Source organism: Streptomyces sp. NPDC093097, from assembly GCF_044754325.1.
In the GTDB taxonomy this organism is placed as follows: Bacteria; Actinomycetota; Actinomycetes; order Streptomycetales; family Streptomycetaceae; genus Streptomyces.
The window spans coordinates 353,577-366,783 of record NZ_JBIVOW010000007.1 but is presented as its reverse complement, the minus strand read 5'-3'; the positions used below and the strand labels follow the sequence as shown (position 1 = coordinate 366,783).

The 13,207-nt window shown below is 72.0% G+C and carries 9 protein-coding genes and 3 pseudogenes; 6 read left to right on the top strand and 6 right to left on the bottom strand.

What is annotated here, in order from left to right; all coding sequences use genetic code 11:
* Positions 1-51: 51 nt before the first annotated feature.
* The 3 genes and pseudogenes from ACIQE0_RS15715 to ACIQE0_RS15705 all read right to left on the bottom strand — a co-directional run.
* Positions 52-2,115, bottom strand: coding sequence for an SPFH domain-containing protein (locus ACIQE0_RS15715; RefSeq protein ID WP_402332247.1), 2,064 nt, complete (start codon positions 2,113-2,115; stop codon positions 52-54).
* Positions 2,116-2,351: 236 nt separating this feature from the next.
* Entirely contained in the window at positions 2,352-2,837 is a 486-nt protein-coding gene (locus ACIQE0_RS15710; protein WP_402332244.1) for a hypothetical protein, read from the bottom strand.
* A 369-nt stretch (positions 2,838-3,206) separates the two neighbouring features.
* Positions 3,207-3,905, bottom strand: a pseudogene (locus ACIQE0_RS15705) (TSUP family transporter); the annotation flags it as partial.
* Between ACIQE0_RS15705 and ACIQE0_RS15700 the strand changes: the two are divergent.
* Positions 3,892-4,247 (top strand): annotated as a pseudogene (locus tag ACIQE0_RS15700) (helix-turn-helix domain-containing protein); the annotation flags it as partial. The pseudogenes ACIQE0_RS15705 and ACIQE0_RS15700 sit on opposite strands and share 14 nt — an antisense overlap.
* 48 nt (positions 4,248-4,295) lie before the next feature.
* Here ACIQE0_RS15700 and ACIQE0_RS15695 read toward each other — a convergent pair.
* Positions 4,296-4,610 (bottom strand): annotated as a pseudogene (locus tag ACIQE0_RS15695) (hypothetical protein); the annotation flags it as partial.
* On the opposite strand from ACIQE0_RS15695, the gene ACIQE0_RS15690 reads away from it, so the two are divergent.
* The 4 genes from ACIQE0_RS15690 to ACIQE0_RS15675 all read left to right on the top strand — a co-directional run bounded on the left by ACIQE0_RS15690 (position 4,545) and on the right by ACIQE0_RS15675 (position 8,968).
* Entirely contained in the window at positions 4,545-5,162 is a 618-nt protein-coding gene (locus tag ACIQE0_RS15690) for a zinc-binding dehydrogenase (protein ID WP_402332241.1), read from the top strand. The pseudogene ACIQE0_RS15695 and the gene ACIQE0_RS15690 overlap by 66 nt on opposite strands.
* Positions 5,163-5,306: 144 nt before the next feature.
* Positions 5,307-5,471 (top strand): hypothetical protein, encoded by a 165-nt coding sequence (locus ACIQE0_RS15685; protein ID WP_402332238.1) that lies wholly within the window; start codon positions 5,307-5,309, stop codon positions 5,469-5,471.
* Positions 5,472-5,761: 290 nt separating this feature from the next.
* Positions 5,762-8,164: an ATP-binding cassette domain-containing protein gene (locus ACIQE0_RS15680; protein ID WP_402332235.1), complete on the top strand. Its 2,403-nt coding sequence runs from the start codon at positions 5,762-5,764 to the stop codon at positions 8,162-8,164.
* Positions 8,165-8,326: 162 nt separating this feature from the next.
* Positions 8,327-8,968 carry a GNAT family N-acetyltransferase gene (locus tag ACIQE0_RS15675; protein ID WP_402332232.1) on the top strand — a complete coding sequence of 214 codons (642 nt, stop codon included), beginning with the start codon at positions 8,327-8,329 and terminating at the stop codon, positions 8,966-8,968.
* A 184-nt stretch (positions 8,969-9,152) separates the two neighbouring features.
* On the opposite strand, the gene ACIQE0_RS15670 is transcribed toward ACIQE0_RS15675, so the two are convergent.
* A complete protein-coding gene (locus ACIQE0_RS15670; protein ID WP_402332229.1) occupies positions 9,153-10,778 on the bottom strand; it encodes a peptide-N4-asparagine amidase in 1,626 nt (541 codons plus the stop codon).
* A 401-nt stretch (positions 10,779-11,179) separates the two neighbouring features.
* Between ACIQE0_RS15670 and ACIQE0_RS15665 the strand changes: the two genes are divergently transcribed.
* Positions 11,180-11,842, top strand: a complete 663-nt coding sequence (locus tag ACIQE0_RS15665) for a class I SAM-dependent methyltransferase (RefSeq protein WP_402332226.1) — start codon at positions 11,180-11,182, stop codon at positions 11,840-11,842.
* Positions 11,843-11,846: 4 nt separating this feature from the next.
* Here the strand turns inward: ACIQE0_RS15665 and ACIQE0_RS15660 are convergent, their stop codons facing one another.
* Positions 11,847-12,824, bottom strand: coding sequence for an SDR family NAD(P)-dependent oxidoreductase (locus tag ACIQE0_RS15660; RefSeq protein WP_402332223.1), 978 nt, complete (start codon positions 12,822-12,824; stop codon positions 11,847-11,849).
* Positions 12,825-13,207 lie beyond the last annotated feature (383 nt).

Genomic DNA, 13,207 nt, shown 5'->3' with positions numbered 1-13,207 from the left:
GTGAACCGGAGCTGCCGTCCCCTGTGCGGCAGCTCCGGTGGCTGTGGCGGCTTACGCCGTGACGGTGCCGGCGTTCGGTGTGCCGTTGAGGGCGGCGGCCAACGGCAGGTCGGCCAGGCCCAGTTCGCCGGCCCGCTCCCGCAGTGCGCGGAGTTGGCCCGCCTGGGTGCCGTCGGACGTCATGAGCTTGGTCAGCAGTGCGGAGACCGTCAGGTTCTGCACGTCGGCGGTGGACATCGAGCCCAGGATGCGGCCGAGGTCGTCGACGAAGTCGGAGGTGCCGTCCAGCCAGGGCTTGGCCAGTGTCTGTACGGTCCGGGAGTTCTGCACGAAACCGTCGACGCCCTTGCCCAGCGCGATGGAGTTCACCAGCCGGTCGAAGAAGACCGACTCGCCGCCGACGATGTTGATGTCGGCGCTCTCCAGGCCGGTCGCGAGCACCGTGGCCTGCGCCTCGGCGACCTGCCGCTGGACGTCGAGGCCGGCCAGGCGGACCTCCTTGTCGGCCTCGATCCGCAGCCGGTACTCCTCGTGGCCGCGGGACGCCTCGTCGAGGGCGGCCATCGCGGCGGCCTTCTCGGTCAGGCCGGCCGCTTCCGCCTTGAGCTTCTCGCCGATGGCCGCGGCCTCGGCCAGCGCCTTCGCCCGCACGCCCTCGGCCTCGGCACGCAGCCGCGCCTGCGTGGCCTCCGCCTCGGCACGGCCGGCCTTCTCGATGACCTCCGCCTCCTTGTCCCGCACCTGGACGGCCGCGAGCCCCGCCGCGGCGCTCTCGGCCCGGACGCCCTCGGCGAGCCGCGCCTTGGCCTGCGCGTCCAGGTCGGCGGTCTTCAACCGGGCCTCGGCCAGGGTCAGTTCCTCTGCGGCCCGGTGCACGGCGGCCTGCTCGGCGGCCTCGGCCGCCTTGATGTCCTTGACCAGGTTCTCCTGTGCCTGGGCCTCGGCGGCGATGATGACGGCCTGGCGATCCCGCTCGGCCTCCTCCACGGCCCGCAGCCGCTTGATGGACTCCTCCTGCTCGGCGACCGTGCGGTCCACCGCCACGCGTTCCCGGATGACCTCGGCGATCTCCCGGCGCTCGGCCTCGACCTCCTTCTCGGCCGCGATCCGGGTCAGCTCGGTCTCCCGCTCCCGGGCGATCATCTCCAGTACGCGGTCCTTCTCGATCCGCTCGGTCTCGACGGCCAGTACCCGCTCGCGGTTCTTCGCCGCGACCGCCACCTCGCGTGCCTGGTTCTCGCGCTGGACGCCCAACTGCTCCTCGGTGTGCAGGAACGCCTGCTGCGCCCGCAGCCGTTCCTCCTCCCTCACCCGGGCGGTCTCCGCCTCCTCGCGGGCCCGCACGGTGTCGATCTCCCGCTTCTGCTTGATCTCCGCATCGGCCTGCCGGCGCTCCAGTTCCAAGATGGCCTCCCGGGCGTCGACGTTCTGGCGGGTGATCTCCTTCTCCTCGGTGCGCTGGGCCTCGTTGGTGCGCACATGCTCGATGGCCGTCAGCTCGGTGATCTTGCGGATGCCCTGCGCGTCCAGGACGTTGGCCGGGTCCAGCTCGGCGAGCGGCGTCTGCTCCAGGTAGTCGATCGCCGCGTCCTCCAGGTGGTAGCCGTTGAGGTCGACCCCGATCAGTTCGATGATCTTGTACCGCAGTTCCTCGCGCTTGGTGTAGAGGTCGGTGAAGTCCATCTGCTTCCCGACGGTCTTCAGCGCCTCGGAGAACTTCGCGTGGAACAGCTCCTGCAACGTCGCCTGGTCACTGGCCCGTTCCGTGCCGACGGCCTGGGCGACCTTGATGACGTCCTCGACGGTCTTGTTGACCCGCACGAAGAACGAGATGCGGATGTCCGCACGGATGTTGTCCCGGCAGATCAACCCGTCCCGCCCGGACCGGACGAGTTCGATCGCCTTCACCGAGATGTCCATCACCTCGGCCTTGTGCAGCACCGGCAGCACCATCTGGCCGGTGAAGGTCACATCGACCTTGCGCATCTTCGAGACGATCAGCGCCTTGCCCTGCTCCACCTTGCGGAAGAGCCGGGAGAGGGCCAGCAGCATGACGACGGCTACGAGCAGGACAACGACGACGAGCGCGCCGATGCCCACGGTGATGGCATCCATGAGAAACGTCCTTGCAGCTCTTGAGGCAGCGGGAAGCGGGAAGCGGACTCGGCCTGCGGGCCGGTCGGTCAGGAACGCGGGGCGCGCGGGTGCAGCGGCGCGCGGTGGGGCGGGGCGGGGCGGACCGAGTGCGGCGCACCGGGGCACGGTGGGGCGCGACGCGAAGGAACGCGCCGTCCTCGTCGCAGGCGTACGGCGGCGCCGCACTGCGGTGCGTCGGCGGCCGGGAAGGGGGACTAGGAATCCGGGCGACGGCCCCGGACCGCCGCGAGGTATCCGCCCGCCGCCACCTCCGCCGGACCGGACGTGGCATCCACGTGCCCGGGGCGGACGGTGCGGGTTCGCCGGGCGGGGCCGGATTCCGCGGGAAGCAGCCGGCGCAGCGGGCGTACGAGCAACCGGGTCCCGGTCCAGGCGGTGAGCAGCGCCGCGGCCAACACACCCAGGCGCACCAGCCCCTGGCCCACTCCCGGCGGAACCAGTGGCACCAGCAGCACCGTTCCGGCCAGACTCACGCACCAGGCCAGCACGGTCGGTACGGAGAAGGCGACCGCGACCGGCACCCCGTCCACGCCCCACGCCGCGGCGTCCACGTCCGCGTCGAAGCTGCCGGCATCTGCCAGTCCCACGGCGACCAGCAGCCAGAACACCACGGCCACTCCGAGGGCCGAGGTGAAGAAGAGGGTGGGAAACGCCGCAGCCGCCGACACCAACGTGCCCATGCTGGTCTTCCCCCCGTCTTCCTGTTCCAGTCTGCCGTTTCCAAGGCAGTGGGGGGGGAGACGGTCCCGGTGCGCAGCATGACTGCCGACCTCCGGCACCAGGACTGTCCTCCGCGTCCCCCGCAGCACCATCTTCCCCTCGCGCACCACTCCCCGTCATTGCCGGTTTCCGGCAGTGTTCCCGTGTTCCTCCATGCCAGGTTGCCGCTATGAAGGCATCATCAACGCGTTAAGAATCCGCTGAATTCATGGCCAGATCCGCGGCGAACACGGATACTACGCGCCCTGGTTGACGTAACCGCTGCGCACAACTTGCTCTGCCGCCGACGCTTCGAGGGCGTGCGCACCCGGGCCTGGCCCCCACCACCGCTAGGCCTGCCCACCCGACAGCAGCATCGCGACCGCCACCACGGCGAGCAGACCGATATACGTCCAGGCATGGATCCGGTCCGGAATCCGCGGCGGGCGGCGGCGCAGTACCGCGATCACCGGCAGGGCTCCCAGGAGCAGCGCCGCCGCGGCGACGGCGTCGACGAGGCCCAGCAGATGCAGATGCGCGTCCGGGGCGGTCGCGAGCCCGGCGCCGCCGAGCGAGACCGCGGCGGCCGGGAGCGCGATGACCAGGGTGAGGGGGTTGGCCAGCGCCGTCGCCACCTGCATGGTGTGCCCGGCCCGCCGCAGCGCGGGCACGGTCATCACGCTGCCCCCGACGCCCAGAAAGGCGGCGACCGCACCAACTGGCGCGCCGAGCAGGGCCGGTAGCGACCGCGGGTGGTCGCCAGGCACGGAGACAGGAGCGTCGCCAGGCACAGACACAGGCACGTCGCCAGACGCGTCGTCAGACGCCTGGCTCCGCACGCGCGGACGCAGGAAGCCAGGGCGCAGCAGCAGATCGACGATGGTCAGGGCCACGTACCCGACGAACGCCCAGCGGACCACGGCGCCCGGGACGAGGCGCGTGGCCAGCGCCCCCACCACGGCACCGACCGCCAGCAGGAGCAGCAGCGCCCGGCTGTCACGGAGGCCGACAAGCACCCGGCGCGGCGTGACGGCCGTCGCGATCCCCGCCTCCCCCGACCTGGCGTCACTCTGCCGCGCCTACCTGGCCGCACCGGACGTCGGCATCACCAACGCCGTCTGGGCCGCGCAGACGGCCATGAGCGAACGGCCTTCACCCGGCGCTTCCGCTCGGAGACCGGCGACAGCCCGGCCCTCTGGCGGGCCCGCGCCCGCCTCCTGGCGGCCGTCCCCCTCCTGCGTACCGCCACCGTCAGCGAGGTCGCCGGCCACCTCGGTTACGCCTCGCCCGCCGCCTTCACCGCCGCCTTCACCCGCACCTTCGGACTACCACCGTCCCGCTTCACGACCCGCGGCCAGACCGGCAACCCCAACCTCGGCCGGCGTTCCTGAACGCGGACTCCGGCACGCACCGAGCCCCCCGACCCAGGCACCCGCCCCCTACGCTCCCCGCCGCGCGCCCCTCGGCCAGACAACGGCCACCGGCACCCCCGCACTACGCGCCTGCTCCACGGCGTGCGCGGTACCTCCCCTCCTACCGCAAGGGGGTACGCCGTCCCAGACCGCCACCAAGAGGTCGGCCCGCTTGAGCAGTTCACCGTTCGCCGCCTCATACGCCTCACAGCTCGCCACGTCGTACGGCATGGTCACCACTTCCGCCAGCGCGGCCAGGCGGTCGAACGCGGGGGCATGGTCGGGCTTGACCTTGGCCTGCCGATAGTCCCGCGAGGGCACGACGGCAACGAGCCGACCGCCGGACAGGTCGTCGCGGTGGTCGGCGCGACCGGTCAACTCGGGTCGGCGGCGGTGCTCGTGGCGCTCGCCCGGGGTGCGGCGGCGGTCGTTGCCGTCGGTCGCAACGGTGGCGCGCTGGAGGTTCTCGCGGGCCTCGATCCGCGCGTGGTGCCGGTGCGGCTCACCGGCGACCGTGGAGCCGACGGGCGGGCGATCGCGGCGGCCGCCGGACCGGTCGATGCGGTCGTCGACACGCTGGGCCCGGTGCCGAGCCCGGATCCGACGATGGCCGGGTACGACGCGCTGCGTCCCGACGGTGCCTGGGTCCTCGTCGGCGGGGTGCGGCAGGACCTGCCGATCCCGTACGGCGACTTCATGCACCGCCGGCTGACGCTGCGCGGTTCGTGGATATGCCGCGACGCGACCGTGCTCGCAGTGTGGTCGATGGTGCGCAGCGGCGTCCTCGACCTCTCGGTGCTCGACGTCACGGTGGTCGGACTGGACGACCCGGCCGGGGCGCTCGCCACGGCGTCCCGCTCGCGCGGACTGGAGGTCGTCGTCCTCGTACCGTGATCACGTGTGAGGGGAGAGACAGCGGAGAATTTCCGGCATATTTGACCAAAGTGCACCACCAACCACCCGCCAGGCACCCCCACCCCCGACTCCGATCAGGATTCAAGAAGCCTCACGCGCCGAGCCGTGGCTAGCGTGACCGGCATGAACCTCACGCCGCACGCGACCTTCCTCCCGCACACCGACGCGGACGCCTCCCTGGCCGCCGCCGAGGTCGTCCAGGAGCCGGCCGCGCGGCCCTGGGATGCCCGTGGCTGTGTCTTCCACGACCCCGCGGGCACTCTGGTCCGCATCGACGAGGTGCCTTGAGCCGTCCCGCGATCACGGCCGCGACCTGCGCGGATGACGGCATCGCGCGGGAGTGCGCGGCCGGCGTCGCCCCGGTGCCGGCCGGGCGGCCCCGCCCCGCACGGCACCACCCGTCCCGGACGGCGACTACCGTTGCCGCGGGACACACCGCCCGTTGCCGCGGGGCACCCCGCCGAGGCAGAAACAGAAGCAGGAAAAGAAGCAGACATGCTGCTCGCCGGCGTTCGGATCGAGTCAGGTCATGTCGAGGGGGACCGCGCCGGCGGTCCCGCCCCACAGATGGAGACGCCATGAGCACGGCCACGAGGACGGCCGCCCGGTCGTCCGCGCCGCACGCCGCCGACAGCCACGATCTGATCCGCGTGCACGGTGCGCGGGAGAACAACCTCAAGGACGTCAGCATCGAGATCCCCAAGCGGCGGCTGACGGTGTTCACCGGGGTCTCCGGCTCGGGCAAGAGCTCGTTGGTGTTCGACACGATCGCCGCCGAATCGCAGCGGCTGATCAACGAGACCTACAGCGCCTTCGTGCAGGGCTTCATGCCGAACCTGGCGCGGCCCGAGGTCGATGTCCTGGACGGGCTGACGACCGCGATCATCGTCGACCAGCAGCGGATGGGCGCCGACCCCCGTTCCACGGTCGGCACCGCCACCGACGCCAACGCGATGCTGCGCATCCTCTTCAGCCGGCTCGGGCAGCCGCACATCGGGCCGCCCGGCGCGTTCGCCTTCAACGTCCCCTCGGTCCGGGCGAGCGGCGCGATCACCGTCGAGCGCGGCGCCAAGAAGGCGGAGAAGGTGACCTTCAGCCGCACCGGCGGGATGTGTCCGCGGTGCGAGGGCCGGGGCTCGGTCTCCGATCTCGACCTCGGCCAGCTCTACGACGACGCCAAGTCGCTCGCCGAGGGCGCGCTGGCCGTCCCCGGCTACAAGGCGGGCGGCTGGAACCACCGGCTCTACGCCGAGTCCGGCCTCTTCCCCGCGGACAAGCCGATCCGCACGTTCACCAAGCGGGAGCTGCACGACTTCCTGCACCGCGAGCCGATCCGGATGAAGATCGCGGGCATCAACATGACGTACGAGGGTCTGGTCCCGCGGATCCAGAAGTCGATGCTCGCCAAGGACCGGGAGGCGATGCAGCCGCACATCCGGGAGTTCGTGGACCGGGCGGTCGCCTTCACCACCTGCCCCGACTGCGACGGCACCCGGCTCAGCGCGGCGGCCCGGTCGTCGAAGGTCGCGGGGATCAGCATCGCCGACGCCTGCGCGATGCAGATCAGCGACCTGGCCGACTGGGTCCGCGGCCTCGACGAGCCCTCGGTGGCGCCGCTGCTCACCGCGCTGCGGCAGAGCCTGGACTCGTTCGTGGAGATCGGTCTGGGCTATCTCTCGCTCGACCGGCCGGCGGGCACGCTGTCGGGCGGCGAGGCGCAGCGGGTCAAGATGATCCGCCACCTCGGCTCCTCCCTCACCGACGTCACCTACGTCTTCGACGAGCCCACCACGGGGCTGCACCCGCACGACATCCAGCGGATGAACAACCTGCTGCTGCGGCTGCGGGACAAGGGCAACACGGTGCTCGTCGTGGAGCACAAGCCGGAGACGATCGCGATCGCCGACCACGTCGTGGACCTCGGCCCCGGCGCCGGTACGGCCGGCGGCAGCGTCTGCTTCGAGGGCACCGTCGAGGGGCTGCGGGCCGGCGGCACCCTCACCGGCCGCCACTTCGACGACCGGGCCCGCCTGAAGGAGACGGTGCGCAAGCCCACCGGCCGGCTGCCGATCCGCGGCGCGACCACGCACAACCTGCGCAACGTCGACGTCGACATCCCGCTCGGGGTGCTCACCGTCGTCACCGGCGTCGCCGGCTCCGGCAAGAGCTCGCTGGTGCACGGGTCGCTGCGCGAGCGGTCGGGGGCCGACGGCGCGGGTGTGGTGTCGATCGACCAGAGCGCGATCCGCGGCTCGCGGCGGAGCAACCCGGCCACGTACACCGGTCTGCTCGACCCGATCCGCAAGGCGTTCGCCAAGGCCAACGGCGTGAAGCCGGCGCTGTTCAGTGCCAACTCCGAGGGCGCCTGCCCCCCGTGCAACGGCGCGGGCGTCCTCTACACCGATCTGGCGATGATGGCCGGTGTCGCCACCACCTGCGAGGACTGCGAGGGCAAGCGGTTCCAGGCATCGGTGTTGGAACACCGCCTCGGCGGCCGCGACATCAGCGAGGTGCTGGCGATGTCGGTGGCCGAGGCCGAGGAGTTCTTCGCCGCCGGCGAGGCGCGCACCCCGGCGGCGCACCGTGTCCTCGGCCGGCTCGCCGATGTCGGGCTCGGTTACCTCAGCCTGGGCCAGCCGCTCACCACGCTGTCCGGCGGCGAGCAGCAGCGGCTCAAACTGGCCACGCACATGGCCGAGAAGGGCGGCGTCTACGTCCTCGACGAGCCGACCGCGGGCCTCCATCTCGCCGATGTGGAGCACCTGCTCGGTCTGCTCGACCGGCTGGTGGACGCCGGCAAGTCGGTGATCGTCGTCGAGCATCACCAGGCGGTCATGGCGCACGCCGACTGGATCATCGATCTCGGCCCCGGTGCCGGCCACGACGGCGGCCGGATCGTCTTCGAGGGCACTCCGGCGGACCTCGTCGCCGCCCGCACCACCCTCACCGGCGAACACCTCGCGACCTACGTGGGCGCCTGACCGAGCGGGGAAGCGAGTAACGGCAGGGGACGGCAGGGGAGTTGGCGTGGAGGGGGGGCTCTCCGCGCCGACTCCCCCGTCTCGCCTGCGTGTCAGGCGGCGCGGCCGGTGGACGGCGGCAATGCGGTGGACCTGAGCGCGCGGGCCTGGCACTCTCCCCGCATGGCACCCCAGGTATGGCCCTTGTACCGACTCCGGATCACCACCCCCCGCCTTGAGCTGCGGCTTCCCGACCTCGATCTCCTCGGCGAGCTGGCCGAGTCGGCCGCGGCGGGCGTGCACGACGAGACCCGCATGCCGTTCACCGTGCCGTGGACGGCGGTGGGTCCGGAGGAGCGTGGCCGCGCGACGTTCCAGTACGTCCTCGGCACCCTCGCGAACTGGCGCGCGGAGGACTGGACGCTCAGTCTGGTCGTGCTCCGCGACGGCCAGGTCGTCGGGTTGCAGGACCTCTCCGCGGCCGACTTCGCGGTGACCAGGGAAGCGGGCACGGGTTCGTGGCTCGGCCTCGCCCACCAGGGCCAGGGCTACGGCACGGAGATGCGCGCGGCCGTCCTGCACCTGGCCTTCGCGGGGCTCGGCGCGCGTGCGGTGACCTCCTCCGCGATGACCGACAACCCGGCCTCCCTCCGGGTGTCGGAAAAGCTCGGCTACGTTCCGGACGGCCTGGCGGTGACGTCCGTGCAGGGCGTCGCCCGCACCCTCCGGCGACTGCGGCTGAACCGTGCGGACTGGGAAGCGCACCGCTCGCTGCCGGTGGAGATCCACGACCTCGCCCCCGGCCTGCCGCTCTTCGGGCTGTAACGGCGCGCCTCGGACCTGCACGCCCCCTGGCCCACCGGCAGCCCGACGGCAGTCCGACGACGAGCCGGCCAGGCACGGACCGGCCTGTCCGGCCGGCCGGATGCACGCGCCGCAGGCGGATCGCATCCGGCCGGCCATGGGGACAACAGCACACGGGGACGGCGGCGGAAGTGGGAACAGGAGGTCAGCAGCCCCGCTGCTGATCCACCGTCAACTCCCCTTGTTCCGTGGCCAGCGTGTGGTCGTAGCAGGTGGTCGGGCCGTGGAGGCGGTAGCGCTCACGGGAGACGCCGGTGGCATGGCGTTGCTCGCGGGGCACGTTCTGGTTGTACGACGCGTCGCCCGTGTAGGTGTCGTCCAGCCGCGACCAGTCGGTGCGCCGGCCGCCCCGCAGGGTGGCGCTGTCTGCGCGGTCGCCCATGGTCATGGTGGTGCGCAGCCGGTCGCCGGCGTCGACGGTCGTCGCGCCGTCCATGGTGTAGGCGCGCCGGGTGTGGGTGGTGGTCGCGGGCCCCCGGCCGCGTACGGTCACCGTCTCGTCGTCGTGCCAGCGTGCCTGGAGGGCGTCGGTCGACTCGTCCGCGTTCCAGCGGTGCGTCGAGTCTCCGGTGAGCTTGCGGGTGACGGTCGTGGTGACCCGGCCGTGCGAGGTGTCGAGGTATCCCGACACCGTCAGGGAGTGGCCGCCCTCGGCCGTCAACCGGCGCTCGTCACCCGGCTCGTACGCCGTTGTGTTGACGAGGTCGCCCGCCCGGCTGGTGAGCAGGGCGCCGCCCACGTGCGTCGCCTTGGCGTCCTGCCAGACCAGGACGTTGGTGGGGGTGCTCCAACCACTCTGGCCCGCCGGCAGACCGGCGACGGAGATCGCGATCCGGTGCGGGCGGCCGTCGTTGAGCTGCCCGGCGAAGGGGGTGAGGTCGTACTCCACCGGCCGGACGTCGAAGGCCCGCGGGCCGGGGATCACGTACCACAGGAAGGGGTTGGACCAGCCGCCCGTCCACACGGTCGGGTACGGCGCCGCGATGCCGGCGAGCTTGCCGTCCACCGTCACCTGCACCTCGCGGTACGGTCCGTCCTTGGCGTGGCACGAGTACGGTGCCGCGTCCGGCACCGTCAGGTACCAGAACTCCTCGCAGCCGCCGCCCGATCCGGTGGCGTAGACCTCGGCGACGATGCGTTCGCTGTTGCGCGGTGTGGTCAACTGCCCCTGGTAGACCCCGTCGTCGGTGTGGGCGCCTTGCAGGGTGAGGACCTTGTCGGGGGTGTCGGCCGGCTTCGCCCGGCCCTGCGCCAGGTAGAAGGTCAGCGTCACCTTGACCTTGATGACGCCGGTGTAGGTCCCGTCCACGGTGTTGCCGATGAGCATCTCGACGGGCTGCCGGGCGCGCAGTGTGGAGGCGTAGCGCGTGACGTCCTTCTCGACGTTCCAGGTGATGCCTTCGGGAGACGGTTCGGGGGTCGAGGTGCGCAGGACCTCCACGCCGCCGATGTGCAGATACCCCAGGCGGTCGAACTGCCGCCCGGCCACGGACCCTTGGAGCCGGAGGACGACCTTGTTCCAGCGGTGTCCGGCGCCGCACTTCCCGGGCGGTATGTAGGTGCCTTTGTACGGGGTGAAGTCGCGGAACTCGGTGTCGGCGAGCGTCACTTGGCAGGAGGGGGTGTCCGGTACGGGAACCGGCGGCCCCGCGGTGACCGGGTCGTGCCATCGGGTACCGAACTCGGAGGGCGGCGCCGCGGCGGTGGCCGGGCTCACGCCCAGCATCAGGCCGGCGACAGCGGCGCACAGCGTGAGGAACAGTCGTCTCATGGGTCAGGAGTGAAGCGCGTCGCGCCGCGGTGCACCAGTGCCCCTTTGGCCGCAACCCGCGCGTCCGCCCCCGCGCGCACCCGTGACCTGCGTCTACGGCCACCCCGCCGACCGTCACCCCGACCGTTCCGGCCGACCTCCGGCGGCCGGCGAAGCAGGTTCGCGCCGAGTGCCGGAGGGGTAGGGCGAGCGGGCGCCTACCCGGATCGGTTGTCGAACTGCGGGCGGAGGGCGCGGAGTCGTCGGGCCGACGCGGGCGTGAACGTCATGACTCGGGGGATTCGGATGCGGTGGCCGCGTAAGTGCGGCGCAGCGCCTGGGCGTTGGGTCCGGCCGGCGTTCGCCACGACTCGTTCACCCAGCAGGGTGCGCCGGCGACGGGAACTTGGTGCACTGGCGGCATGACGTCATTGCCGCACCGCGCCCTCCAGGCACTCGACCGGTTCAACTCCGCCCACCCCTGGGACCACAACGCCCACTACCACCGGTGGATCCTGCGCCGGCTGCCCGCCCGCTTCGCCCGCGCCCTCGACGTCGGCTCGGGCAGCGGTGACCTGGCCGGACTCCTGGCCACCCGCTCCACCACCGTGCACGGCATCGACTCCGACCCGGCCATCACCGCACAGGCACAGCGCCGTACTCCCCCCGCTCCCCACGCCGCTCTCACCTTCACCGTCGCAGATGCCCTGACCGGGATCCCCGCCGCCTCCTACGACGTCATCACCTGCGTCGCCACCCTCCACCACCTGCCGTTCCGGGACGCGTTGACCGCCTTCCGCCAACACCTCGCGCCCGGAGGCACCCTGGTGGTCGTCGGCCTCTACCGCGCGCAGACCGCCACCGACCACCTGTTCAACACCGCCGCCGCCCCGCTCAACGCCGCCATGGGCTGGTTCAGGAACAAGGGTCGCCCGGCCCGCCGACCGGTCTCGATGACGGCCCGCACCCGGCCGGCGGACATGGGCTTCGCCGACATCGTCCGCGAGGCCCGGGACGTGCTGCCCGGCGCGCGGCTGCGCCGTCGGCTGTTCTGGCGCTACACGCTCGTGTGGCACCGCCGTTGACCGGTCAGTGCGCTCCCCCACGTCCGCGGCCTTGTCCACGAACGCCGGCGGGGTCCGCCCCGGTCATATCGCTGCTGGCGGCCCACAGTCGGGCCGCGACGAGGGTGTCGGTCAGGTGGGTCCACACCGGTTCCCGTCGCGGTTCACCGCGCAGCCCGAAGACGCGCGGTCCCCACAGCTGCCCTCCGCGCACGGCCGGGTCGAGCACGGCCCGTACCGCGGACCAGGCACCGGCGTGCTTGCCCTGGACGACGAGGCCGGCGGGCCGACCGCGCAACCAGGCGCCGCCGGTCCGCACATGCACCGGTGGACGTGAGGGGGTGAGGGAGTCCAGGGCGCCGCCGGGATGGACCACCACGCTCGACACCGGACTGTCCGCGGCGCGCAGTCGGCGGTCGAGTTCCAAGCCGAAGTGCATCTGCGCCAGCTTGGAGCGTCCGTAGGTGCGCTTGGGCCGGTATTCCCGCCGGGACTGGAGGTCGTCCAGGTCCAGCCGCTCGGACTTGGCCGCGAAGCTGCCCATGGTGACGACGCGGCCTGCCGGGGCGGCCGACAGCAGCGGCATCAGCCATCGGGTCAGGGCGAAGTGCCCGAGGTGGTTGGTACCGAACATGAGCTCGTGGCCGTCCCCGGTCTCCTGGCGCGGTGGATCGTCCAGCGCGACCCCGGCGTTGAGTATCACGGCGTCGAGGAAGTCCGCCTCCAGTGCTGCCACCGAGGCGCCGAGAGACGCGAGGTCGGCCAGGTCCAGTCGCAGGGCACGCAGCCGGGCGCCGGGGACCCGGCGGCGGATCGACGCCATGGCGGCCTCGGACTTCGCCGGATCCCGGCTGCCCAGGACGACGGTGGCCCCGGTCGCCGAGAGCTGTTCGGCGATGAAGTACCCGATGCCCTTGTTGCCACCGGTGACCAGGAAGGTGCGGCCTTCGGCAGATGGCAGACGGTGAACGTCCCAAGGGTGGGCGGAGGACATGGACGACATGGTGACAGGCTCCCAAGCAACTGGCTGACCAGGTGGTTTCCGGGCCTCTCGCGGATGAGCGACCCGGAAGCCATGGTCGTGGCGGCCGCCGACACCGCTCCGACAGATCGCCGACAGTCCCGACGGAGGCCCGACGTCCCACCGACAGACCTGCCGCCGCCGAACCGCAGACATGCCCTCAACCCGGCTTCGGACACCGCGCGTTGCCGGCAGACCCGCACTCCCCCACCACGCGCCCCCGCACACCTTCCTCCCCCACCCACCCGCACACGCGGCGCACACCACACTTTCACGAACACCTCTGTTCGTGGAACGTCTCCCAACGCTACCTTTGGCGTCGCGTAGGGGCGGAACTCCCGTTCTCCCCAAGCCGATTCGAGACG

Excerpts from the sequence above, each read along its gene's own strand:
- ACIQE0_RS15715 (WP_402332247.1), bottom strand. The coding sequence starts at position 2,115 with ATGGATGCCATCACCGTGGGCATCGGCGCGCTCGTCGTCGTTGTCCTG.
- ACIQE0_RS15710 (WP_402332244.1), bottom strand. The coding sequence starts at position 2,837 with ATGGGCACGTTGGTGTCGGCGGCTGCGGCGTTTCCCACCCTCTTCTTC.
- ACIQE0_RS15690 (WP_402332241.1), top strand. The coding sequence starts at position 4,545 with ATGGTCGGGCTTGACCTTGGCCTGCCGATAGTCCCGCGAGGGCACGAC.
- ACIQE0_RS15685 (WP_402332238.1), top strand. The coding sequence starts at position 5,307 with ATGAACCTCACGCCGCACGCGACCTTCCTCCCGCACACCGACGCGGAC.
- ACIQE0_RS15680 (WP_402332235.1), top strand. The coding sequence starts at position 5,762 with ATGAGCACGGCCACGAGGACGGCCGCCCGGTCGTCCGCGCCGCACGCC.
- ACIQE0_RS15675 (WP_402332232.1), top strand. The coding sequence starts at position 8,327 with ATGGCACCCCAGGTATGGCCCTTGTACCGACTCCGGATCACCACCCCC.
- ACIQE0_RS15670 (WP_402332229.1), bottom strand. The coding sequence starts at position 10,778 with ATGAGACGACTGTTCCTCACGCTGTGCGCCGCTGTCGCCGGCCTGATG.
- ACIQE0_RS15665 (WP_402332226.1), top strand. The coding sequence starts at position 11,180 with ATGACGTCATTGCCGCACCGCGCCCTCCAGGCACTCGACCGGTTCAAC.
- ACIQE0_RS15660 (WP_402332223.1), bottom strand. The coding sequence starts at position 12,824 with ATGTCGTCCATGTCCTCCGCCCACCCTTGGGACGTTCACCGTCTGCCA.